This window comes from Streptomyces sp. NPDC093221, assembly GCF_044753885.1.
Classification (GTDB): domain Bacteria; phylum Actinomycetota; class Actinomycetes; order Streptomycetales; family Streptomycetaceae; genus Actinacidiphila.
This window is the reverse complement of record NZ_JBIVOA010000003.1, coordinates 925,610-947,947: the sequence shown is the minus strand read 5'-3', so window position 1 is coordinate 947,947 and position 22,338 is coordinate 925,610. Positions and strand designations below refer to the sequence as shown.

The 22,338-nt window shown below is 72.7% G+C and carries 16 protein-coding genes; 7 read left to right on the top strand and 9 right to left on the bottom strand.

Annotation, left to right across the window (positions count from 1 at the left end):
• Positions 1–276: 276 nt before the first annotated feature.
• The gene (locus ACIQCJ_RS16020; protein WP_355338901.1) at positions 277–1,119 is read left to right on the top strand and encodes a GntR family transcriptional regulator; all 843 of its coding nucleotides are present in this window, start codon (positions 277–279) and stop codon (positions 1,117–1,119) included.
• Between the two features lie 69 nt (positions 1,120–1,188).
• Here ACIQCJ_RS16020 and ACIQCJ_RS16015 read toward each other — a convergent pair whose 3' ends face one another.
• Positions 1,189–1,695, bottom strand: a complete 507-nt coding sequence (locus ACIQCJ_RS16015) for an SAV_915 family protein (protein WP_402711660.1) — start codon at positions 1,693–1,695, stop codon at positions 1,189–1,191.
• Between the two features lie 221 nt (positions 1,696–1,916).
• Between ACIQCJ_RS16015 and ACIQCJ_RS16010 the strand changes: the two genes are divergently transcribed.
• A complete protein-coding gene (locus ACIQCJ_RS16010) occupies positions 1,917–2,501 on the top strand; it encodes a putative glycolipid-binding domain-containing protein (protein ID WP_391049429.1) in 585 nt (194 codons plus the stop codon).
• A gap of 30 nt (positions 2,502–2,531) precedes the next feature.
• On the opposite strand, the gene ACIQCJ_RS16005 is transcribed toward ACIQCJ_RS16010, so the two are convergent.
• From ACIQCJ_RS16005 to ACIQCJ_RS15990, 4 genes are all read right to left on the bottom strand, one after another.
• Positions 2,532–3,773: an MFS transporter gene (locus ACIQCJ_RS16005; protein ID WP_402711659.1), complete on the bottom strand. Its 1,242-nt coding sequence runs from the start codon at positions 3,771–3,773 to the stop codon at positions 2,532–2,534.
• A gap of 350 nt (positions 3,774–4,123) precedes the next feature.
• Complete coding sequence (locus ACIQCJ_RS16000; RefSeq protein ID WP_401719647.1) at positions 4,124–5,662, bottom strand: DHA2 family efflux MFS transporter permease subunit; 1,539 nt, start codon at positions 5,660–5,662, stop codon at positions 4,124–4,126.
• 256 nt (positions 5,663–5,918) lie between these two features.
• Positions 5,919–6,566 (bottom strand): LysE family transporter, encoded by a 648-nt coding sequence (locus ACIQCJ_RS15995; protein ID WP_391049584.1) that lies wholly within the window; start codon positions 6,564–6,566, stop codon positions 5,919–5,921.
• Between the two features lie 123 nt (positions 6,567–6,689).
• The gene (locus ACIQCJ_RS15990; protein WP_402711752.1) at positions 6,690–7,511 is read right to left on the bottom strand and encodes a LuxR C-terminal-related transcriptional regulator; all 822 of its coding nucleotides are present in this window, start codon (positions 7,509–7,511) and stop codon (positions 6,690–6,692) included.
• A 210-nt stretch (positions 7,512–7,721) separates the two neighbouring features.
• Between ACIQCJ_RS15990 and ACIQCJ_RS15985 the strand changes: the two genes are divergently transcribed.
• Both ACIQCJ_RS15985 and ACIQCJ_RS15980 read left to right on the top strand, forming a co-directional pair.
• Positions 7,722–9,398: an AMP-binding protein gene (locus ACIQCJ_RS15985; protein ID WP_402711658.1), complete on the top strand. Its 1,677-nt coding sequence runs from the start codon at positions 7,722–7,724 to the stop codon at positions 9,396–9,398.
• The gene (locus ACIQCJ_RS15980; RefSeq protein ID WP_391163592.1) at positions 9,395–11,041 is read left to right on the top strand and encodes an AMP-binding protein; all 1,647 of its coding nucleotides are present in this window, start codon (positions 9,395–9,397) and stop codon (positions 11,039–11,041) included. The genes ACIQCJ_RS15985 and ACIQCJ_RS15980 overlap by 4 nt, the downstream gene beginning before the upstream one ends.
• An 87-nt stretch (positions 11,042–11,128) precedes the next feature.
• Here the strand turns inward: ACIQCJ_RS15980 and gcl are convergent, their stop codons facing one another.
• The 4 genes from gcl to ACIQCJ_RS15960 all read right to left on the bottom strand — a co-directional run bounded on the left by gcl (position 11,129) and on the right by ACIQCJ_RS15960 (position 15,970).
• A complete protein-coding gene (gene gcl / locus ACIQCJ_RS15975; protein WP_401311691.1) occupies positions 11,129–12,916 on the bottom strand; it encodes a glyoxylate carboligase in 1,788 nt (595 codons plus the stop codon).
• A 252-nt stretch (positions 12,917–13,168) separates the two neighbouring features.
• Positions 13,169–13,915 carry a hypothetical protein gene (locus tag ACIQCJ_RS15970; RefSeq protein ID WP_402711657.1) on the bottom strand — a complete coding sequence of 249 codons (747 nt, stop codon included), beginning with the start codon at positions 13,913–13,915 and terminating at the stop codon, positions 13,169–13,171.
• 246 nt (positions 13,916–14,161) lie between these two features.
• Positions 14,162–15,061, bottom strand: coding sequence for a 2-hydroxy-3-oxopropionate reductase (locus ACIQCJ_RS15965; protein ID WP_402711656.1), 900 nt, complete (start codon positions 15,059–15,061; stop codon positions 14,162–14,164).
• A gap of 72 nt (positions 15,062–15,133) precedes the next feature.
• Positions 15,134–15,970 (bottom strand): TIM barrel protein, encoded by an 837-nt coding sequence (locus ACIQCJ_RS15960; RefSeq protein ID WP_402711655.1) that lies wholly within the window; start codon positions 15,968–15,970, stop codon positions 15,134–15,136.
• 731 nt (positions 15,971–16,701) lie between these two features.
• Between ACIQCJ_RS15960 and ACIQCJ_RS15955 the strand changes: the two genes are divergently transcribed.
• The 3 genes from ACIQCJ_RS15955 to ACIQCJ_RS15945 are packed head-to-tail and all read left to right on the top strand — an operon-like array spanning position 16,702 to position 22,195.
• Entirely contained in the window at positions 16,702–17,748 is a 1,047-nt protein-coding gene (locus ACIQCJ_RS15955) for a BTAD domain-containing putative transcriptional regulator (RefSeq protein ID WP_391049444.1), read from the top strand.
• A gap of 5 nt (positions 17,749–17,753) precedes the next feature.
• Positions 17,754–20,063, top strand: coding sequence for a TOMM precursor leader peptide-binding protein (locus ACIQCJ_RS15950; RefSeq protein WP_402711654.1), 2,310 nt, complete (start codon positions 17,754–17,756; stop codon positions 20,061–20,063).
• Positions 20,060–22,195: a TOMM precursor leader peptide-binding protein gene (locus ACIQCJ_RS15945; protein WP_402711653.1), complete on the top strand. Its 2,136-nt coding sequence runs from the start codon at positions 20,060–20,062 to the stop codon at positions 22,193–22,195. The genes ACIQCJ_RS15950 and ACIQCJ_RS15945 overlap by 4 nt, the downstream gene beginning before the upstream one ends.
• Positions 22,196–22,338 lie beyond the last annotated feature (143 nt).

The window sequence follows — 22,338 nt, the reverse complement described above, 5'->3', positions numbered from 1 at the left end:
CATAGACCACTGAGTACGTCAAGAGTTCGCGCACCCGTCGCCCGCCGACCCGCCGTCCGCCGCGCACCCGCCACACGCAGGCCGTATACGAATGAGGCCCCCGAAAGCCAGGTGGCAAGGAGCGCTGGCATACTGGTCAGCATCTGGATAACCTCAGCTCACCAGCACGTCACATGAACCCACCGGCACGCCCCCGAACTCAGCAGCACGTCATACGAACTCACCCGCACGACGGCGGCACACCGGTGACCCGTCGGCGGCAGGAAGGTGCCCCCCATGGCCAGCGAGCCGCCGCGCTCGGCGCTGAAACGCGAACGGGTCCGCGACTACCTGATGGAACTGGTCGAGTCGCGCGCGCCCGGCGACCCCATCCCGTCGGAGCGCACCCTGTGCGAGCAGCTCGGCGTCTCCCGCCCCACGCTCCGCTCCGCCGTGGACGAACTGGTCACCACGGGACTGCTGGTCCGCGAACACGGCCGCGGCATGTTCGTCGCCCGCGCCAAGATCACCCAGGAACTGGCGCTCGACGGCCAGGCGCACCGCCTCCCGCAGGCGTCCGGCACCTGGGCCAGCCGCGTCCTGGAGTTCACCACCGTGCAGGCGGGCGCCCGCGTCGGCCGCAAGCTGCACATCTCCCCGGCCGCCGAGATCACCTACATCGCCCGGCTCCGGCTGGTCGACGACGAGCCGATGGCCATCGAATACCTGCACGTCCCGGCCGACCTCGTGCCCGGCCTGCACGCGGCGGACATGGAGTCCGGCGACTTCTACGACTTCCTGCGCGCCCGGCACGGCGTCCACGTCCACGAGGCCGTCCAGTCCATCGAGCCCACCGTGACCAACGACGAGGAGGCCCGGCTGATCGGCGTGCCCGTCCTGTCACCGGCGCTGCTCTTCGAACGGCTCACCAAGGACGCCACCGGCCGCCCGGTGGAGTACGTCCACTCCGTCTACCGCGGCGACCGCTACCGGATCGTCTCCCGGCTGGCCCTCGGCGACGCCGCGCCCGCGACCGCGCAGTCCGCCGACCGGCACCACCCGGGCATCCCGCCGGGCGACCTCGCGGGGCGCGGGGACGTGACGGCGCAGATGGTGGGGGAGGTGCAGCCCGCGGGCTGAGGCCGGGGGGCGTACGTGCTGAGGGTGCGCCGCGGCGCACCCTGACGTGCCGGGGTCTCGAACGGCGAACTACGGTGCCAGGCCCGCCGGTTGCTGGCGTATGCCGTCGCCGCCCTCGTCCCCTTCAGCGGCGCCCGCCGCCGCGGCGCCGTCGGTGCCGCGCCGCGGGCAGGGGCGGCCCGCCGCCGGATCGGTCCAGGAAGCCGGGGGCCGGGCGGTCAGCAGCGGGTCGACGGTCACATGCCGGGCGCCCAGCGGCTCGGCCATCGCACGCAGCGCGCTCTCCGAGAGCTTGATCCACGGCTGGGTCGGCCCCAGCACCGAGCGCAGCCGCTGGTCACTGGTGAAGGCGACCGCCGTCCTGCTGCCGACGGGCGTACGCCACAGCCGTACGACATAGCCCGCGGGCCCCTGTCGCACCGGCACATACAGCGGCCCTTCCGGTACGGGCACGGATTCCGCGGTCGGCGAGACCGGCCCGGGGGGCGTCTCGCGGGCCGTCGCGGGGGCCGTCTGCTCGTGGGGCTGTCCTTCGGGAGTCCGGTCACCGGGTCCGTCGTGCTGGCTCACGTGCATGCAGCCACCGTAACCCGGCCGCCGGACGCGCATTCGGCGAGGTCGAGGCGTGGACACCGCGCCGACCGGGCCCGCGCGCCGCTTCCGCCGCCCGCCCGCCCCGCGCCCGGCACCCGCCGATCGAGTGACGCGTCCGCCGGTCACGGCCGCGGACCGCCGTCGTCCATGTGTCCTCGCCACGCTTATGGCGTCCGATCCGGGGCGAACGTTACGTTTGCGCCATGACAGCGCCGAACACCGTACTCACCTGGCAGGTCGAGGAGACCGGCGGATACGAGACCGCGTGGGTCGAACTGGCCGCCGGACGGCTGCGCGCGCACGGCCGCGCGGTCGGACTGAAGCCCGAACCGTACTGGCTGAGCTATGAGTTGGACACCGACGCCGGGTACGTGACCCGGCGGCTGCACGTCACCTCGCACACCGTCGACGGCACCTACGACCTCGAACTGCGCCGGGACGAGCGCAGCCGCTGGACGGCCAACGGGCAGGTCGTCCTCGCGCTCGACGGCGCGCTCGACTGCGACCTCGGCATGTCACCGCTCACCAACACGATGCCGGTGCTGCGGCACCAACTCCACCGCAACGAAGGCCATCAGGACTTCCTGATGGCCTTCGTCCCCGTCCCGACCCTCGCCGTCCGCCCCTCCATCCAGGGCTACACCCACCTGACCCCGCTGATGTCAGGGGCCCGGCTCGGCTACGCCTCCGGCACGTACCGCAGCGAGATCGACGTGGACGCCGACGGTCTGGTCGTGCACTACGAGGGCCTGGCCACGCGCCTCAACCGGGCGGCCCCCAAGCTCTGAGGGCCCGCCCACCGCCCCGCGGCCGGGTGCTCAGACGCCTCCGCCCTCCTCCGCGAGCACCGGACCCTCGGCCCCGCCCCTCGTCCGCCGCGCCCGGCCGATCGCGACGGCGGCCAGCAGCGGCGGGACCGCCGCCAGGAGGAAGCAGAGCGCCAGCGGCACGCCGGCGACCAGCAGCGCGGCCACGGCGCCACCGGCCGAAGCCCCGGCGTTGACGGCCGAGTTGACCCAGGTCGTGGCGCGGGTGGTGGCGCCGTCGGGCGCCGCGCCCGCCGCCGCGAGATAGGCGGTCGAGAGGATCGGCGCGGTCAAGGTGCCCGCGGCGGCGACGCACAGGCCGAACACCGTGAGTACGGGGGCGGCGGCCGTGACCGAGACGAGCGCGGCCAGGACGAGGAGCAGGCCGGGGAGCCGGGCGGCGGCGGGCAGCCGCCAGGAGATCCGGCCGTACAGCAGACCGCCGAGCGCGCTGCCCGCCGACTGCGCGGCGAGGATCCAGCCGACCGCCGAGGGGTGGTGGTGCCGGTCGGCGAAGGCGATCACGAACAGCTCCACGCAGCCGAGGCAGCAGCCGATCCCGGCGGCGGCGTACGCGGCCCTGCGGACGCCGCCGCCCTTCTCGCCGAACAGCCGCAGCCGCTCGGTCGCCGAAGCGGTCGACGTGTGGCGCGGCGGCAGCAGCCGGGCGGCGGGGGAGGTGACCATCGCGAGCGTGCCGCAGCCGATCAGGGCGCCGGAGAGCACCAGGCCGTTCACCGGGTGCACGGCCACCACGAGCAGCGGCCCGCTGAGGAAGATCAGCTCCTCCGCGACCGTGTCGACGCTGAACGCCCTTTGCAGCAGCGCCTCGTCGGGCGTCAGTGCGTCCCACAGCGCGCGCATCGTCGGCCCGAGCGGCGGACACAGCGCCCCCGCCGCGCCGCTGAGCCCGGCGAACGCCCACAGCGGCGTGCCGGGCTCCCGTACGGCCGCGGCCAGGACGAACAGGGTCGTGGCGAACGGCAGCGCCAGCGTGGTCAGGCCGCGCCTGGCGCCCCAGCGGTCCACGAGCGCGGCCCGCGCGGGGCCGAGCAGGACGGACACGGTCGCGAAGAGCGTGGCCAGCAGCCCGCCGCGCGACAGCGACCCGGTGGCGGAGGTCAGGGACAGGACGAGGGAGAGCGAGACGACGCCGTAGCCGAGGCGTCCGAAAAGGGCCGCACCGAAGGTGCGGCGGGCATGGGGAAGGCGGAAGACGGCAGCGTAGGACGCAGCCTGGGCAGGCGCGGACATGGGAGTGATCCTCGGGTTTCCGGGGGAAGGCGGGCGGTTTCGCGTATGCCGCGCAGCGCCGTCAACCCGCCGTCAGGGCGGGGCCGGTCGTCTGTGGGCGCTTACCGCTGCCTAGACACGGTGGGGGAGGATCATGCGCCGCACCCTACCCGTCGGACAGGGTGCGGGAAAAGAGAGACCGGCCGCCCGGCCTGTGCGCACGGGGGCGGCGCACTGGCCGGTCGGCCGGTCGGGGGGCCGGGGGTGCCGGGTGTCCCGTCCCCACGATGACCCGGCGGCCCGGTCCCCTTGACCCCGGCCCACTACCGCTCACTGCGGGGCCGGGGGGCTTGGGGAGCCCGGAGGCTTGCTTACATGTGGACGGCCTGGACGGTGGTGTCGCCCTGGCTGGGACGGCCGCTGCGGTACATGAGGGCGGCGAGGACGAAGCCGACGGCGAAGAGGGCCGCCGACCACCAGTAGGCGGTGGAGTAGCTGTGGAGCTGGGCCTGCGCGGCCACGGCCGGGGACGGCTTGTGGCTGGACAGGTAGCTCGTCGCGGCGCTGGCGGCCAGCGTGTTCAGCAACGCCGTACCGATGGAACCGCCCACCTGCTGCATGGTGTTGACGGCCGCGGAGGCCACACCGGCGTCGTCGGCGGCGATCCCCGCGGTGGCCACGCTCATGGCGGGCGGCAGGGCCAGGCCGATACCGAAGCCGATGACGAGCAACTGCGGCAGGACGTGCGCCGCGTAGGTGCTGTTGAGGTCGAGGACGGTCAGCCAGGCCATACCGGCACCGGCCATCGCCATGCCGAGCGGGACGATCGGGCGGGGCCCGAACCGCGGCATCAGGTTGTTGGTGGCGATCTGCGCGGAGACCATCAGCGCGCCGATCATCGGCAGGAACGCCAGACCGGTCTTGACCGGCGTGTAGTGCAGCGACGCCTGGAGGAAGTAGGTCAGGAAGAGGAAGACGCCGAACATCCCGGCGCCGGAGATCGCCAGCATGATGAAGGACGCGCCGCGGTCACGGTCGAGCAGGACGCGCAGCGGCAGCAGCGGGTGCGCGGCCCTGGTCTGCCACCAGGCGAAGGCGCCGACCAGCACGCCGCCCGCGACCAGGAAGCCCCAGGTCATCGGGGAGCCCCAGTGGTGGGTCTCGGCGTTCGAGAAGCCGTAGACCAGGCCGAACAGACCCGCGACGACCATGACCGTGCCGGGGACGTCGAGCTTGGGGCGGTCGGCGGGAGCGCCCTTGCGCAGGAAGGCCATACCGCCGACGAAGGCGAGGACGGCGAAGATCAGGTTCACGTACAGCGTCCAGCGCCAGCTCAGGTGCTCGGTGAGCACACCGCCGAGCAGCAGGCCCACACCGCCGCCCGCGCCCGCGATGGCGCCGTAGATGCCGAACGCCTTGGCGCGTTCCTTGGCGTCGGTGAAGGTCGTGTTGAGCAGCGACAGCGCGGCCGGCGCGAGCAGGGCGCCGAACAGGCCCTGGAGGGCGCGGCCGGTGACCAGCACCTCGAAGTTCTGCGCGGCGCCGGCGAGGGCGGAGGCGCCCGCGAAGCCGACGACGCCGATCAGGAAGACGATCTTGCGGCCGATGAGGTCGGCCAGGCGTCCGCCGAGCAGCAGCAGGGAGCCGAAGGCGAGGGAGTACGCGGTGACGATCCACTGCCGGTTTCCGTCGCTGAAGCCGAGGGCGTTCTGGGCGGACGGCAGGGCGATGTTCACGATGGTGGCGTCGAGGACGACCATGAGCTGGGCGAGCGCGATGACGCTCAGCACCCACCAGCGGTGGTTCGCCTTCTCGGTCTTCTGCACCGGGCCCGTGGGGCCCGCGCCGAGGGGCCCTGAGGCCGCGGCGGAGTCGCCGACGTGCGCGTCGGCGGTGGACTGGGATGACATGAGGCGGGACTCCTGAGGAGGAACGGGACGGGCAGGAACCGACCGGAACCGCTGCATGAACGAAACGGTTTCGTACTCCAACGACGGTACGACCCGACCTATCGAAACGCAAACGTTTCGTTGCCGCGTGCCCTGTGCCTCTGATCACATCACCCGATCCACCCGTCCCACCAGGCACGACGGCCGGGCGGGAGGGGTGAGGGCGGTGGTCCACCGCGCGCGTACATGTCACATCCGGCGCGCCGCGGGGTCCGGCCTACTGGTCGGCGCGCCCCGTGACCGCGACCGTCACACCCAGGCCGATCATCGCCAGACCCCCGGTGCCGCCGACGGCCGCCAGCCGCCGCGGCGAGCGGGCGAACCAGGTACGGGCCGCCGACGCGGTCAGCGCCCAGACGCTGTCGCAGATCAGCGCGATCACCGTGAACACCAGCCCGAGCAGCAGCATTTGCTCGTGTACGTGCCCCGCGCCCCGGTCGACGAACTGCGGCAGCACGGCCGCGAAGAACACCATCGTCTTCGGATTCGTCACGCCGACCACGAACCCCTCCCAGAGCGTACGGAGATCCCCCCGGGCGGCCCCGGCCGGTTCGTCCGCGCTCATCGCCGCCGACAGCGCGCCCCGCTGCCGGAACGCCTTCACCCCCAGATAGACCAGATACGCGGCGCCCGCCAGCTTCAGCGCCACGAACACCGTCACCGACCGCGCGACGATCTCCCCGAGCCCCACCGACACCGCCGTCACCAGCACATACGCGCCCGTGGCGTTCCCCAGCACACTGCCCAGCGCGGTCCGCCGCCCGTGGGCCAGCGCCCGGCCGAGCACGAACAGCACGCTCGGACCCGGAATCAGCACCAGCACCAACGACATCGCCGCGAACCCGGCCAACCGGTCGACCGACATCCCGTCCCCCTCCACGCCTCGACTCCCGCCGTCCGCGCCGTCGGCGCGCCGCAGGTCCGACGAGCGTAACGGCGGGCCCCCGGCCGAGGCCCCCCAATAACGCCGCCGTTCATCCGCCCGAGGTCAGGGCAGCAGGCCCTCGCGGCGCGCCGCGACCACGGCCTCGAGGCGCGTGTGGGCACCCAGCTTCCGCATCGCGGACCGCAGATAGCTCTTCACCGTCTCGGGCCGCAGCCGAAGCCGCGCGGCAGCCGCCGCGTTGGTGGCGCCCGACGCCACCGAGGCCAGCACGTCCAGCTCGCGCGGGGTCAGCGGCGCCGGGCGCGGGACCCGCGACGCCGCGCCGGAGGGGACCGCGGCCGAGGCCAACCGGGCGCAGGCGGACAGCAGTTCCTGCCGCAGCCGCACATCGGGGATGCGGGTGGCCAGCGCGCGCAGTTCGAGATGCGCCTCGCGCACCTGCTCCCAGGCCCGGGGGTCGGCGGTCAGCGGCTGCTGGCAGAAGGAGAGCAGCCGCTGGGCCTCGTCCCGTACGGCCAGCGCCTGCTCCAGTTCGCGGACCGCGTCGAGGGCGACGGACAGCGGACGGTCGCCCAGGGCGTACGGCTGCCGCAGCGCGCCGTACAGCACCCCGCGCACCCGGCGGCGGACGACGACGGGCACCGCGAGCACCGAGCGCAGCCCCTCGGCGGCGACGGGCGGGTCGTACTCGTGGCTGATCACGCGGGACGAGCCGTAGTCGGTGACCGAGCAGGGCCGGACCGTGGCGAGGGTCTTGCCGCCCAGACCGTTGCCGGTGGTGATGGCGAGGCCCCGCAGCGACTCGGTGTCGGTACCGGACATCTCGGAGATACGGAACTGCCGGGCGCCGTAGCCGCCCGCCTGGCCCGCGGTGCCGGTCACCAGCCCGCCGAAGGCCACCGGCAACAGCCCCGACCTGCGCATTCGCAGCAACGCGGCCCGTACCTCGACCGCCTCGCCCCGCTGACCGTCCACCCGATCCACCTCCTCGCCCCCGACCGTCCACCCCGGCCAGGAGCCCGTGACTCCCGGCCGGACGGAATCGGACACCGGCTCTCACCCCCGTCCGGGGGTAGTGAGACCCAGGTCACTACCGCACGATGCTACCGAGGGGTCCATCGATGAGGAGGACAGATGGCGGCAACGGACGCGACCGGTGCTTTCCGGGCCGCCCGTGACTTCCTGCTGCGGCACCGTGAGGACTACCAGGCGGCCCGCGAGGGCTTCCGGTGGCCGGAGCCCGAGGAATTCAACTGGGCGCTGGACTGGTTCGACGCCATCGCGAAGGACAACGACCGCACCGCGCTGTGGATCGTCGAGGAGGACGGCACCGAGGTCAGGATCTCCTTCGCGGAGATGGCCGAGCGGTCCGCGAAGGTGGCCAACTGGCTGCGGGCGCGCGGCGTCCGCGCGGGCGACCGGGTCCTGGTGATGCTCGGCAACCAGGCGGAGCAGTGGGAGACCGCGCTCGCCGCCATGAAGCTGCGGGCCGTCGTCATCCCCGCCACCCCGCTGCTCGGCCCCGCCGACCTGCGCGACCGTATCGACCGCGGCGCCGCCCGGCACGTCGTCGTACGCGCCGCGGACACCGGGAAATTCGCCGAAGTCCCCGGGGACTACACGCGGATCGCGGTCGGCGGCGCCCCCGACGGCTGGCTCCCCTACGAGGACGCGTACGCGGCGGACCCCGGCTTCGTACCCGAAGGGCCGACCCCCTCGGGCGACCCGCTGATGCTCTACTTCACCTCGGGCACCACCGCCAAGCCCAAGCTGGTCGAGCACAGCCACCTCTCGTACCCGGTCGGCCACCTCGCCACGATGTACTGGATCGGGCTGCGGCCCGGTGACGTCCACCTCAACATCTCGTCACCCGGATGGGCCAAGCACGCCTGGTCGAGTCTGTTCGCGCCGTGGAACGCCGAGGCGACCGTCTTCGTGCACAACTACACGCGCTTCGACGCCGCCCGGCTGATGGCCGAGATGGCACGCGCCCGGGTGACCAGTTTCTGCGCCCCGCCCACGGTCTGGCGGATGCTGATCCAGGCCGACCTCAGCGCGCTGGGCACCCCGCCGCGCGAGGCGGTCGCGGCCGGTGAACCGCTGAACCCCGAGGTCATCGAGCACGTACGGCGAGTGTGGGGCGTGCTGATCAGGGACGGCTTCGGGCAGACCGAGACCGCCGTGCAGGTCGCCAACAGCCCGGGCCAACTGGTCAAGGCCGGCTCCATGGGACGGCCGACGCCCGGCTACACGGTCGCGCTCGTCGACCCGGTGACCGGCGAGACCGGCGACGAGGGCGAGATCTGCCTCGACCTGCGCCGGGGCCGGCCGGTCGGCCTGATGACCGGGTACGCGGGCGAGCCCGAGCTGACCGCCGAGGCGATGGGCGGCGGCTTCTACCGCACCGGCGACATCGGCTCGCGCGACGCCGACGGCTACATCACGTACATCGGCCGCGCCGACGACGTCTTCAAGGCGTCCGACTACAAGATCTCGCCCTTCGAGCTGGAGAGCGCGCTGCTCGAACACGAGGCGGTGGCCGAGGCGGCGGTCGTGCCCGCGCCCGACGAACTGCGGCTGGCCGTACCGAAGGCGTACGTCGTCCTCGCCGAGGGCTGGGCCCCGGACGGCGAGACCGCCAAGGCGATCTTCGCGCACTCGCGGGCCGTCCTCGCCCCGTACAAGCGCATCAGGCGGCTGGAGTTCGCCGACCTCCCCAAGACCGTCTCCGGCAAGATCCGCCGCATCGAGCTGCGCGAACGCACGATGCACGACGGGAGCGGCGAATTCCACGAGGAGGACTACAAGTGAGCGCGGCGGGCGGCCCGGCGGCCCGGAGCGCCGAGCCCTCCTACGCGCACGGGACAGGGGAGACGCCGTTGCTCGGGGACACCATCGGGCGCAATCTCGACAGGGCGATCGCCGCGCACCCCGCACGCGAGGCCCTGGTGGACGTGGCGAGCGGGCGACGCTGGACCTACGCCCAATTCGGCGCGGACGTCGACCGGTTGGCGCGCGGACTGCTCGGCCGCGGGGTGATCAAGGGCGACCGCGTCGGTATCTGGGCGGTCAACTGCCCCGAGTGGGTGCTGGTGCAGTACGCCACCGCGCGGATCGGCGCGGTCATGGTCAACATCAACCCGGCCTACCGCGTGCACGAACTCGACTACGTCCTGCGGCAGTCCGGCATCGAGGTGCTGATCGCCTCCACCGGCCACAAGACCAGCGACTACCGCGGGATGGTCGGCGAGGTGCGCGGCAACTGTCCGCTGCTGCGCGAGGTCGTCTTCATCGGCGACCCGACCTGGGACGCCCTGCTGGCCGCCGCCGACGGTGTGTCCGAGGATCAAGTCGCCGCCGTCGAGGCGACGTTGAGCTGCGACGACCCGATCAACATCCAGTACACCTCGGGCACCACGGGCTTCCCCAAGGGCGCCACGCTCTCGCACCACAACATCCTCAACAACGGCTATTTCGTGGGCGAGACGGTCGGCTACACGCAGGAGGACCGGGTCTGTCTGCCGGTGCCCTTCTACCACTGCTTCGGCATGGTGATGGGCAACCTCGGCATCACCACGCACAGCGCGTGCATCGTCATCCCGGCCCCCTCCTTCGACCCGGCCGCGACCCTGCGCGCCGTCCAGGAGGAGCGCTGCACCTCGCTCTACGGCGTCCCCACGATGTTCATAGCCGAGCTGGGACTGCCCGACTTCGCCGACTACGACCTGTCGTCGCTGCGGACCGGCATCATGGCCGGATCGCCGTGCCCGGTCGAGGTGATGAAGCGGGTGATGGCCGAGATGCACATGGCCGAGGTGTCCATCTGCTACGGGATGACCGAGACCTCGCCGGTCTCCACCCAGACCCGGATGGACGACGCCCTCGAACACCGCACCGCCACCGTCGGCCGGGTCCTGCCGCACCTGGAGGTCAAGGTCGTCGACCCGGTCAGCGGCGTCACCGTGCCGCGCGGCGAGCCCGGCGAACTGTGCACCCGCGGCTACTCGGTGATGCTCGGCTACTGGGAGGAGCCGGAGCGCACGGCCGAGGCGGTGGACGCCGGGCGCTGGATGCACACCGGCGACCTCGCGACGATGCGGGACGACGGCTATCTCGCCATCGTCGGCCGGATCAAGGACATGATCATCCGCGGCGGGGAGAACGTGTACCCGCGGGAGATCGAGGAGTTCCTCTACACCCACCCGAAGATCTCCGACGTGCAGGTGGTCGGAGTGCCCGACGAGCGGTACGGCGAGGAGATCCTGGCCTGTGTGATCCCGCGCGACCCGGCCGACCCGCCGACCCTCGCCGAGATCAAGGACTTCTGCGCCGACCGGCTCGCGCACTTCAAGGTGCCGCGCCACCTGCGGATCATGGACGCGTTCCCGATGACGGTCAGCGGCAAGATCCGCAAGGTGGAGCTGCGGGAGGACTTCAAGCCCGAAGGAGCGTGACCGGCGGGCCCGAAGCCGCGTGACGACCGGGCCGTGACTGCTGGGCCCGCCGGCCCGTGGACCTCAGACCCGCCGGGCCCGTGGAACTCAGACCCGCAGCGGCACGACCGCCGTGGGCGCGTGGCCCGGCTCGGTGGCCAGCTCCTCGAATTCCACGACGTTGCTGATGTCGGCCGTCGTGCTCATCGAGATGTTGGTGATCCGCTCCAGGATCGCCTCGACCACCACCGGCACCCGGTACTCGGCCGCCAGCTTCTTGGCCTGCTCGAAGGCCGCGCCCAGCTCGGCCGGGTCGGTGACCCGGATCGCCTTGCAGCCCAGGCCCTCGACCACTTTGACGTGGTCGACGCCGTAGACGCCCAGCTCGGGCGAGTTGACGTTCTCGAACTCCAGATTGACCTGGAAATCGATGTCGAGACCGATCTGCGCCTGCCGGATCAGCCCCAGGTACGAGTTGTTCACCAGCACGTGCACATACGGGATCCGGTGCTGCGCGCCGACCGCCAGCTCCTCCAGCATGAACTGGAAGTCGTAGTCGCCTGACAGGGCGACGACCTGCGCGTCCGGGTCCGCGGTGGCGACACCGAGGGCGGCCGGGATGGTCCAGCCCAGCGGGCCCGCCTGGCCGCAGTTGATCCAGTGCCGGGGGCGGTAGACGTGCAGCATCTGCGCGCCCGCGATCTGCGAGAGGCCGATGGTGGTGACGTACCGCGTCTCGGGGCCGAAGGCCCGGTTCATCTCCTCGTAGACGCGCTGCGGCTTGATCGGGATGTCGTCGAAGTGCGTACGCCGCTGCAAGGTCGCCTTGCGCTCCAGCGTGGAGTCGATCCAGGCGCGGCGGTCGGGCAGTCTGCCCTCGGCCTTCAGCTCGCGGGCGGCCTCGACGAAGAGCGCGAGCGCGGCCTTGGCGTCCGAGGCGATGCCGTAGTCGGGGGCGAAGATCTTGCCGATCTGGGTGGGCTCGATGTCGACGTGCACGAAGGTGCGGCCCGCGGTGTAGACGTCGAGCTTGTAGCCGGTGTGGCGGTTGGCCCAGCGGTTGCCGATGCCGAGGACGAAGTCCGACTCCAGGAACGTGGCGTTGCCGTACCGGTGCGAGGTCTGGAGGCCGACCATGCCCGCGTTCAGCTCGTGGTCGTCGGGGATGGCGCCCCAGCCCATCAGGGTCGGGATGACCGGGGTGCCGGTCAGCTCGGCGAATTCGACCAGCAGGTCGCTGGCGTCGGCGTTGAGGATGCCGCCGCCCGCGACGATCAGCGGGCGCCGCGAGGCCAGCAGCATCGCGAGCGCCTTGTCGATCTGGGCGCGGGACGCGGCGGGCTTGTAGACCGGCAGCGGCTGGTACGTCTCCGGGTCGAACTCGATCTCGGTGAGCTGGACGTCGATCGGCAGGTCGATCAGCACGGGTCCCGGACGGCCCGAGCGCATCAGGTGGAACGCCTGCTGGAAGACGCCGGGGACCTGCGCGGCCTCCAGCACGGTGGTCGCCGCCTTGGTGACCGGCGCGGCGATCGAGGCGATGTCGACCGCCTGGAAGTCCTCCTTGTGGATCACGGAGGTCGGGGCCTGGCCGGTGATGCACAGGATCGGGACGGAGTCGCCGGTCGCCGAGTACAGGCCGGTGATCATGTCGGTGCCCGCGGGGCCCGAGGTGCCGACGCACACCCCGATGTTGCCGGGGCTGGTGCGGGTGTAGCCCTCGGCCATGTGCGAGGCGCCCTCGACGTGCCTGGCCAGCGTGTGGCGGATGCCGCCGGACGCCTTGAGCGCCGCGTAGAAGGGGTTGATCGCGGCCCCGGGCACACCGAAGGCGACGTCGACGCCCTCCAGCTTGAGGATCTCCACGGCCGCGCGGGCGGCGGTCATACGAGGCATGAGGTCCCTCTCCTGCTTCTGTCGGCGACTACTTCCCTCCACGCTTTCCGCAATGTGGAAAAGTAGTTCTGCGATATGGAATTAACGTAAGCCGTGCCGGTGCGCGCGTCAAGAGGCGTCCCGGGCAGCGAAAAGGCGCCCGGCGCGCGGGAATTCGCGCTGCCGGGCGCCTCGGGGCGCCGTGAAGGGGGGCGGGCCAGCCGGGGGCCGGAAAGGGGGGATCAGCCGGAGGTGCCGGAAAAGGGGGGCGGGTCAGCCGGGGGTGCCGGGGCCCGTCCTGATCAACTCGTCCGCCGCGTCGTTCACCGGCTGCGGGGTGCCGGTCAGATCCATCACGAACAGCGGTACGTCGAGCTGGTCGGCGCGCAGCCGCGCGTCGTGGGCGTAACCGGCCAGCGAGAAGAAGGCCCCGACCGCGTCCTCGTTGGCGCAGTTCAGCCAGAGGCACTCCACGTCACGGGCCGCGGTGGGCTGCGTGGTCGGGTCGACCTGGGCGACCAGTCCGTCCCCGCGCAGGTCGATGCCGTTGGCCGTACGGTCCCCGGCCAGCCGTATCCCGCCGAAGCCCAGCCACTTCAGGAACTGCGCGGCGGCGGTCAGCGCGTCCCTGCCGGTCCTGATCGTGACCGGCCTGAACGGCGGCCGGTCCGTCGGCGGCGGCGGAACCTGCCCGGTGGGCTCGGGCGGCGAATCCGCCTGATGCGCCCCCGCGGGCACGGCCCCGGCCTCCTGCGCGGCCTCGCCCGCCAACGGCAGCCGGATCAGGGCGCCGCAGGCACAGTCGAACTCCGGCTTCGGCCACTCGTCGGCCCGGCCGCAGTCGGGACACCGCAGCCGTACCCACGAGTCGTCCCATGTCTTGTGCCCGATCTGCTCGGGCGCGCCCCCGGACAGCACCGGGAGCGCGAGCGGCGCACCGCACGCGCACGGGAAGGTGGGCGCGGTGTACGTGTGCTCACGGTCGCAGGCCGGACAGCGCACGAGCACCCTCTCTGCCATGTGGACAACTCCCGGTCTGCGGCGGCGGAATGTGCCTATGACAACGTGCACATCCCATAGTGCAGGAGTTTGCCGCACCAGGACCACGGCCGGGAGCACTCCCCGTACGCCAGGGCATGACGGCCTTCCGTGACGAGCGGGCCCGAAGAGAGAACGAGGGTGGTACCGCCCGGTGGTGCGTTTGGGCGCGACAGGACAAGTCACGCACCACCGGGCGGAGTTCATGGGGTCAGGACATCGGGTGTGTCAGTCCTCGACCGGGAGGCCGGACAGCCGCTCCACACCGCGCAGCAGCGCGGAGTGGTCGAGGCCGCCGTCGCCCTGGGCGCGCAGCGAGGCCACGAGGTTGGCCACCACGGAGCCGACCGGGAGCGCGGCGCCGACGGTACGGGCGGCGTCGGTGACGATGCCCATGTCCTTGTGGTGCAGGTCGATCCGGAAGCCGGGCGCGAATTCGCGCGCGAGGAAGTTGTCCTTCTTACGGGTCAGCACGGTGGAGCCGGCCAGACCGCCGTTGAGCACCTCAAGGGCGGCGTTCAGGTCGACGCCGGACTTCTCCAGGAAGACCACGGCCTCGGCGCACACCTGGATGTTGACCGCGACGATCAACTGGTTGGCGGCCTTCACCGTCTGCCCCGCGCCGTGCGGGCCGCACAGGATCACCGTCTTGCCGAGCGCGTCCAGCAGCGGCTTGGCCTCGTCGAAGTCGGCCCGCTCACCGCCGACCATGATCGACAGTACGGCCTCGACCGCGCCCGCCTCGCCGCCGGACACCGGCGCGTCCAGCACGCGGATGCCCTTGTCCGCGGCGGCCTTCGCCAGGTCCACCGAGGTCTGCGGGGTGATGGAGGAGGTGTCGATGAGCAGCGCCCCCGACCGCGCGTGCGCCAGGATGCCGTCCTCGCCGTACGCGATGGCCTCGACCTGCGGCGACGCCGGGACCATCGTGACGATCACATCGGCGTCCCGTACGGCCTCGGCGATCGACCCGGCGGCCGTGCCGCCGTTGGCCGCCAGCCGCTCCAGCTTCGCCGCCTCCAGCGTGTAACCGGTGACGTCGTATCCGGCCTTGATCAGATTCTCGGCCATGGGGGAGCCCATGATGCCGAGTCCGATCCAGGCGACCTTGGGAAGGTGGGTGCTCATGGGGTCCTCTCAGGGGATGGTGGGGTACGGGAGCGCGGTCCGCGTGTCGGGGGCGCGCCGCTCCTCGCGCGTCTACGGGCGCGGCCGCCTGCCGGGAATCCAGCCGAAGGCGTTGCCCGAGCCGTCGGCGCCCGGCTTGTACTCCAGACCGGTCCAGCCGGTGTAGCCCGCCTTCCGCAAGCGGCCGAGCAGCTCCTCCAGCGGGAGGGTGCCGGTGCCGGGGGCGCCGCGGCCCGGATTGTCGGCGATCTGGACGTGCCCGGTCCTGTCGGCGTAGCGGTCGATGACCTCGGGCAGGTCCTCGCCGTTCATCGACAGGTGGTACAGGTCCAGCAGGAAGCGCGTGTTGTCCAGGCCGGTGGCGGCGTTGACCCGGTCGACGACCGCGACCGCGGCCGGGGCGCTGACCAGCGGACAGCGCGGTGACTCGGGTGCGTTCAGCGCCTCGATGAGCAAGGTGGCGCCGACCCGGTGGGCGGCGCGCGCGGCCAGCACCAGGTTCTCCAGCGCCAGCTCGTCCTGGACCGCCGGGTCGACGCCGTCGACCCGGTTGCCGTACAGCGCGTTCAGCGCGGTGCAGCCGACGGACGCGGCGAAGTCCGCGGCGACGTCGATGTTGGCGCGGAAGCGGTCCGACTCGGCGCCGGGCACCGACAGCGCGCCGCGGTCGGGCCCCGGCAGCTCGCCCGCGTAGAAGTTCAGGCCCACGAGCCGGGTCCCGGCCGCTTCGAGCGCGGACCGCAGCCCGTCGAGCCGGGCCTGGTCCGGCGTGGGGTCGTCGGTCCACGGCCACCACAGCTCGACCGCGTCGAAGCCCGCCGCGGCGGCGGCCGCGGGCCGCTCCAGCAGCGGGAGTTCGGTGAACAGGATCGAGAGGTTCACATCGAAGCGCGCGTCGGTGAAGCTCACTAGTGTGCGCCCCTTCCGTATTGCGGAAGTTGTTTTCTGTCTTGTGGAACATTGAATCAGCCCTTCGGCGGCTGTCAAGTCTCCGCGGCCCCGTCCGCCGCGGTCCGCGCCCGGCCGCCCGTCCGAGCCTTCTCCCGTGCGCGCGTCCGCGCGCGATCCGGTCGGCGGCGACCCTGCGCAGCTCAGGCCGGGCGCAGGTGTCACGGAATGGCGCTGGTCTATTCCTCTGGCGAGCACGCCCGGTCAAAATCCGACAGAAACTTGACACGTAAATCAAAGTCGACCTCGGGGTGACGGGCATAAAGCCGCCCGGTGAGGGGTAAGGGGAATGCCGCTTTACGCTCCCGCAATACTGCGAAGTATGTCCGATTACTCGCATCCGTACCGGAGGGATACGGTCCGGTGTGTCCCGATTCCGGGAGCGAGTTCACATTTTGGGTACACCGACCCCATCTAACAGACCGGTAACCCGGTGTCACGTGATTTTTCCCTGGACAAGGCAAAGAGTGCTGCCGTACTGTCCTCGGTGACCGCCAATAGGTATGACCCTCAGGGGATTCTGCCTCACTCCGGCCCACTCCCGCCGGGTGTGACAGCGGTCGTAACGGGGCAACGGGGATGGTGGATTGGTGGTCTGGTCCAACGCGCTCGAAAATAGTGCTGGATTACCAACGGCAAAAGGCGATACGCCGCCGCAGGTAGTCCCGCAGACGCGATTCACGGTACTGGGAATGCTGGCCGTCACCGACGGCAGCGAATCCGCGGTGCTTCAGCCGTCGCGGCCCGCCGCACTCCTGGCCGCATTGCTGCTGAATGCCAATTCCGTCGTCTCCGCCGACTTCCTGCAACGCGTCATCTGGGGCGAGGAGACTCCTGCCCAGGCCAAGTCCGCCCTGCACAGTTGCGTCCTGCGATTGCGCCGGCTGTTCGGCAAATACGGGATCGCGGGCAACACCATCGAAGCCGTACCCGGCGGATACCGGCTCACGGCGGACGCCGCGACCCTCGACCTGGTGCAGTTCCGCGAACTCCTCGACCAGGCGTACGCCACCGAGGAGCCCGACGCCGAATTGCGTCTGCTGCGCTCCGCGCTCGCCCTGTGGCAGCCGCCGCTGCTGGCCAACGTCCCCTCCGACCTGCTGCACCGCGACGAACTGCCCCGGCTGCACGAGGAATGGCTGCGCGCGATCGAGCGCGTCTTCGACCTCGAACTGGCATGCGGGCGGCACCGGGAGGCGGTGGCCGAGATCTGGCCGACGGCCCGCGCCCACCCGCTGCACGAGCGGTTCACCGAGCAGTTGATGGAAGCGCTGTACCGCGTCGGCCGCCGCGCCGAAGCGCTCGCCGAGTACCGGCGGGTCAAGAACCACCTCGCCCAGGCCCTCGGCGTGGACCCCGGACCCGCGCTGCAACGCCTCGAACTGGCCATCCTGCGCGGTGAATCCGAGCAGAGCCCGCCGCCGCAGGGCCGGCCGGTGACCCGCGGCGACCCGCGCCCGGCGGCATCCGGAGGCCCGGCGGCGGTCCGTGACGCGGGCGCCGACCCGGTCGCGGGCGAACCCGTCGAGGGCGGTCGCGTCCTGGACAGCCTGGTCGGCGCGGGACTGCTCGAAGAGGGTCCGCGCGGTCTCTACCGGATGCACGAACTCCTGCGGGTGTTCACCCGCGCAGCGGCGGCCGACGGGGTCGGCGGCGCCGCGCCCCCCGGACGCACCGGGCACACCCCCACCCCATCGCAGCGGCCGAGCGCCGTGGAACTGCATCCTACGGAGGCGTGACTGACATGGTGTCACCGTATGACGAGATCGCCGACACCCGGCCGCGGATCCGCCGGGACGTGCTCTACACGCAGACCCCGACCGGCGTGCACTTCCACAACGCGCGCGGCGGCTTCAGCGTCGTCATGCCCTCCGCCTACCGCTTCGCGACGCTGATCGTCCCGCACCTGACCGGCGACCACACCGTGGCCGCGCTCTGCCAGGGCCTCGGCGACAAGCAGCGCGAGATGGTGGTACGGCTGGTAGGCACGCTCTACGCGCGTGGTTTCGCCCGCGACGCCGTCCCCGCGCGGAGCGACACCGAACCGCTCGACCCCGCCGTCACCGAGCGCTTCGCCGCGCAGATCGACTACGTCGACCACTACACCGACGGCGCCGCCGACCGCTTCCGGCGCTTCCGGCAGGCCCGCGTGGCCGTACTCGGCGACGACGCCCTCGCCCGCTGGGCCGTCCTCGGCCTCGTCCGCAACGGCTGCGCCGCCGTCGCCGTGCCGCGCGCCGTTGACAACCCCGGCAACCGCTTCGCCGAAGTCCTCGACGAGGCACGGGCGTTGCGCGCCGAGAACTGCCCGGTCGAGCTGGACTGGCTGGACGACCCGGCCGACGCGGAGGGCGCGCCCGGCACATACGGCTGGGAACACCTCGACGGCTACGACACGGTCCTGGTCACCGGCGAACGCGGCCCCCGGCAGATCGCCCGGCTCCTCGACGCGGGCCTGCCCGCCGGCCGCCTGCTGCTCCCCGCCTGGACGTTCGGCGAGTCCGTCGTCATCGGCCCGCTCATGGCGACCGACACCGCCGGCTGCTGGACCTGCGCCGCGCTGCGGCTCGGCGCCAACGGCGAGGCGGGCGCCGCGGCCGACCTGTGGAGCGCGGTCGCCCCCGCGGGGCCCCGCGACAGCGCCGCCCCCGTCGTCGGCGGACCGCTCGCCGCGATGATCGGCAACCTCCTGGCGTACGAGGTCTTCCGCCGCACCACCGGCGTCCTCCCGGCCGAGACGGAGAACCAACTCCTCGTCCAGGACATCGACTCGCTCGACACCGTCGCCGAACCGCTGCTCCCGCACCCGCGCTGCCCGCACTGCGGTACGGCGGCGGCCTCGGAGTCCGCCACGGCCTCGGACGCGGCCTCCGCGGACGCCCCGCTCGAACTGGCCGCCCTGGACAGCGAGTCGGCGGCCGAGGTCGGGGCCGCCGCGTCGCCGCTTGGCGGACCCGTCTCGGACGGCGCGGGCGAGGAGGACGCCGCGCAGGCCGCCCTCGCCGAGATCACCGGCCGGTCCGTCCTCGTCCAGCGCAGGACCGGCGTCTTCCAGGCGTACGCCGACGAGGAGTGGGCGCAGACACCGCTGAAGGTCAGCACCGTCGTACTCGGCACCGGACACCGGGCCCGGCGGGAGATCACCGCCTTCGACGTCCACCATGTCGCGGGCGCCCGGCTGCGGGCGCTGTACCGGGCGGCCGAGGTCTACGCGGAGCACGTCGTGCCCGTCCAACAAGCCCTGTCCGGAGCGGAGTTGGAGGCGGCGCGCGGCAAGTGGCGGTCCGTCGACCCGGCCGCGCTGAGCATCACCAGCGGACTCGGCACCGCGGCCGGGCTGGTCCCGCGCTGGTGCGCGGCCACCTCGCTGCTCAGCGGCGAGACGCTGCTGGTGCCCGCGGCGGCGCTGCGGCCGTTCGGCCCGGACAACCGCGAGCGGATCGTGGAGGCCACCTCCGCGGGCACCGGCGCGGGCGGCACCGCGGCCGAGGCCGCCACCCGAGGTGTGCTCACCGCGCTCGCCCACGACGCGCTGCGCCGCGCCGTCGGCGGATCGCTCGCCGTACAGCACGTCCCCACCGCCGAGTTGGAGGGCGCGGACGCCGAACTCACCTTCCTCGCCCGCTCGGCCGCCGGGCTCGGCGTCGACCTGGAGATCCTCGACCTCGGCGCCCATGAGGAGCGCGTCCTGCCGGTCGTGCTGGCCCGCGCCGCCGATCCGGCGACCGGACAGGCCCGTTGGGCGGTGGCGGCGGGAGTGCGCTGGCGCGACGCGGCGCTCGACGCCGTACGCGACCTGCTCGGCGCCGTGCAGGTCGGCGGCGCGCCCGACGCGGGCGACCCGCTGCTGGCCGACCTCGCCCCCGGCGCCGTCGCGGTGACCGCCGAGACCCGCGCCGACCTGGCCGCCGCCACCGACTGGCCCACGGTCGCCGACCGCCTCCGCGCCACCGGCCGCGACCTGCTGACCGCCCCCACCCACGCCCCCGACCTGGCCGCGGGCCGCGTCCACACCACCCGCGTCCTGCTCACCACCGCCCCGGGCCGGCCATGACCGCGGATCTCCTCGCGGACGCGTGCACGGCCCTGGCCGATCGCCTCACCGCCGGCCTGGCGGCCCACGCGCCTGTCGCCGACCCAGCCGCCGGGCCCGCCGGGACCGGTACGCCGGTGGCGGTCGGTGCTCGCGGCCAGGCGGTTGGCGTCGGCGTCGGCGTCGCGGAAGACCGTGCCCCGGCGCGGGCCGGAGCGGCCGTGGACATCGGCGCGCCCGGTGCGCGCGGTCAGGCCGGTGGAGTCGCCGGTCCGGCCCCGGCGCGGGCCGTACCGGCCGTGGTGGTCAGCGCGCTCGGTGTCCGTGACGAACTGACGCTGCCCGCGAGCGACTTCGACGGTCCGTCGACCGAGACCGTCGGCGTACGCGTCTACGGGCACCACACCGTCGTCGGTCCCTTCGCGCCCGGCGGCCGGGCCGGGTGCGGGCGGTGTCTGGCGCGGCGGTGGCAGAGCGTGCGGGCGCGGGCGCTGCGGGAGGCGCTGGAGACGGGTACGGGCACGCGCGCCGCGGGACGGCCGCCGCGGGCCACGGCCTTCGGGGTCGACGGCCTCGCCGCGCTCATCGCGGCCCACCACCAGCGGGCCGGGGCAGGAGGCGGGAAGACCGGCGGCGACAGCCGTCTGCCGTACGCGTTCCTGGTCGACATGGAGACCCTGCGCGTCACCCGCTTCGCCTTCGTGCCGGACGCCGAGTGCCCGCAGTGCGGGGAGCGCGCCGCCGATACGGCCGAGGGCGCGCGGATCGGCTTCGCGCCGTCGCCGAAGCCCGCGCCGGACGTGTTCAGGGCGCGGCCCGCGGACGACTACGACGTGCCGTTCGAGGCGTTCGTGAACCCGGCGGCGGGCATGCTCGGCCCCTCGGTCGTGCCCGATCTGATCTCGGCGTCCACGTCCTCGACGGTCGGCTCCTTCCTCCTGCGGTCCGGCGACTATCTGCGCGAGTGCTTCTGGGGCGGCCACACCCCGCGCTACCGCTCCAGCGAACGCGTCGGCCTGCTCGAAGGACTTGAGCGCTTCGCCGGGATGCGCCCGCGCGGCAAACGGACGGACGTCACCGCCGCGTACAGCGAACTCGCCAGCGACGAAGCCGTGTTGGACCCGCGCACCTGCGGCCTGTACACCGACGACTTCCACCGCGCCGAGCCCGGCGTACGCCCCTTCGACCCCGAGCGGCCGATCCCGTGGGTGTGGGGCTGGTCGCTGCGCGACCAACGGCCGGTGCTCGTACCGGAGATCCTGGCGTACTACCACGCGCCCGGCGGCCTGGAGAACCGCTTCGTGCAGGAGAGCTCCAACGGCTGCGCGTCCGGCGGGAGTCTGGCCGAGGCCGTGTACTTCGGGCTGATGGAGGTCGTCGAGCGCGACGCGTTCCTGCTCGGCTGGTACGCGAAGGCGCCGCTGCCCGAGATCGACGCGAGCGGCAGCGGCAGCCCCGAGACCCGCGCGATGATCGACCGGCTCGCGATGTACGGCTACCGGGCCCGGTTCTTCGACACCCGCGTCACCTTCCCGATCCCGGTCGTCACGGCCGTCGCGGAACGGATCGACGGCGGCCTCGGCCGGCTCTGCTTCGGCGCGGGCGCGGGCCTCGACCCGGAGGCGGCGCTCGCGGCCGGACTGTGCGAGATCGCCACCGACGCGGTCAACCTGCGCCGCAGGACCGCCCGCGACGAACCGCGACTGCGCGCCCTGGCCGCCGACTTCGGCCGCGTCCAGGTGCTGCACGACCACCCGCTGCTCTACGGGCTGCCCGAGATGGCCGTCCACGCCGACTTCCTGCTGCGCGGCGACGACCGGCCGCGCGTGGCGCTGGGCGACCTCACCACGACCGGGGTCGGCGCCATACCGCCCGCCGACGACCTCGCCGACGACGTCACCGCTTGCGTCGAGGCGGTCGCCAAGGCCGGGTTCGACGTCATCGCCGTCGACCAGACCATGCCGGAACAGCGCGCCCTCGGCTTCCACACGGCCGGAGTCATCGTGCCGGGTCTGCTGCCCATCGACTTCGGCTGGCGCCGCCAGCGCGCACGCCATATGAGCAGGACGCGGACCGCGCTGCGGGAAGCGGGCCTGCGCGAGCGGGACTTGACGGCCGACGAACTCAACCAGGCCCCGCATCCGTTCCCTTGAGCCGCCCGCCGTCCCCGCAGCCTCACCGAGACCGAGACCGAAACAGAGCACCGAGCCCCGACCCGACACCCCGACCGAGCCCCGAGACCTGAGCCCCGAGCCCCGAGCCCTGAGACCTGAGCCCCGACCGTCGACCGAGAGAG

What these genes read in the sequence shown, in the direction of transcription:
- ACIQCJ_RS16020 (WP_355338901.1), top strand. Translation starts at nt 277, where the DNA reads ATGGCCAGCGAGCCGCCGCGCTCGGCGCTGAAACGCGAACGGGTCCGC.
- ACIQCJ_RS16015 (WP_402711660.1), bottom strand. Translation starts at nt 1,695, where the DNA reads ATGCACGTGAGCCAGCACGACGGACCCGGTGACCGGACTCCCGAAGGA.
- ACIQCJ_RS16010 (WP_391049429.1), top strand. Translation starts at nt 1,917, where the DNA reads ATGACAGCGCCGAACACCGTACTCACCTGGCAGGTCGAGGAGACCGGC.
- ACIQCJ_RS16005 (WP_402711659.1), bottom strand. Translation starts at nt 3,773, where the DNA reads ATGTCCGCGCCTGCCCAGGCTGCGTCCTACGCTGCCGTCTTCCGCCTT.
- ACIQCJ_RS16000 (WP_401719647.1), bottom strand. Translation starts at nt 5,662, where the DNA reads ATGTCATCCCAGTCCACCGCCGACGCGCACGTCGGCGACTCCGCCGCG.
- ACIQCJ_RS15995 (WP_391049584.1), bottom strand. Translation starts at nt 6,566, where the DNA reads ATGTCGGTCGACCGGTTGGCCGGGTTCGCGGCGATGTCGTTGGTGCTG.
- ACIQCJ_RS15990 (WP_402711752.1), bottom strand. Translation starts at nt 7,511, where the DNA reads ATGCGCAGGTCGGGGCTGTTGCCGGTGGCCTTCGGCGGGCTGGTGACC.
- ACIQCJ_RS15985 (WP_402711658.1), top strand. Translation starts at nt 7,722, where the DNA reads ATGGCGGCAACGGACGCGACCGGTGCTTTCCGGGCCGCCCGTGACTTC.
- gcl (WP_401311691.1), bottom strand. Translation starts at nt 12,916, where the DNA reads ATGCCTCGTATGACCGCCGCCCGCGCGGCCGTGGAGATCCTCAAGCTG.
- ACIQCJ_RS15970 (WP_402711657.1), bottom strand. Translation starts at nt 13,915, where the DNA reads ATGGCAGAGAGGGTGCTCGTGCGCTGTCCGGCCTGCGACCGTGAGCAC.
- ACIQCJ_RS15965 (WP_402711656.1), bottom strand. Translation starts at nt 15,061, where the DNA reads ATGAGCACCCACCTTCCCAAGGTCGCCTGGATCGGACTCGGCATCATG.
- ACIQCJ_RS15955 (WP_391049444.1), top strand. Translation starts at nt 16,702, where the DNA reads ATGCTGGCCGTCACCGACGGCAGCGAATCCGCGGTGCTTCAGCCGTCG.
- ACIQCJ_RS15950 (WP_402711654.1), top strand. Translation starts at nt 17,754, where the DNA reads ATGGTGTCACCGTATGACGAGATCGCCGACACCCGGCCGCGGATCCGC.
- ACIQCJ_RS15945 (WP_402711653.1), top strand. Translation starts at nt 20,060, where the DNA reads ATGACCGCGGATCTCCTCGCGGACGCGTGCACGGCCCTGGCCGATCGC.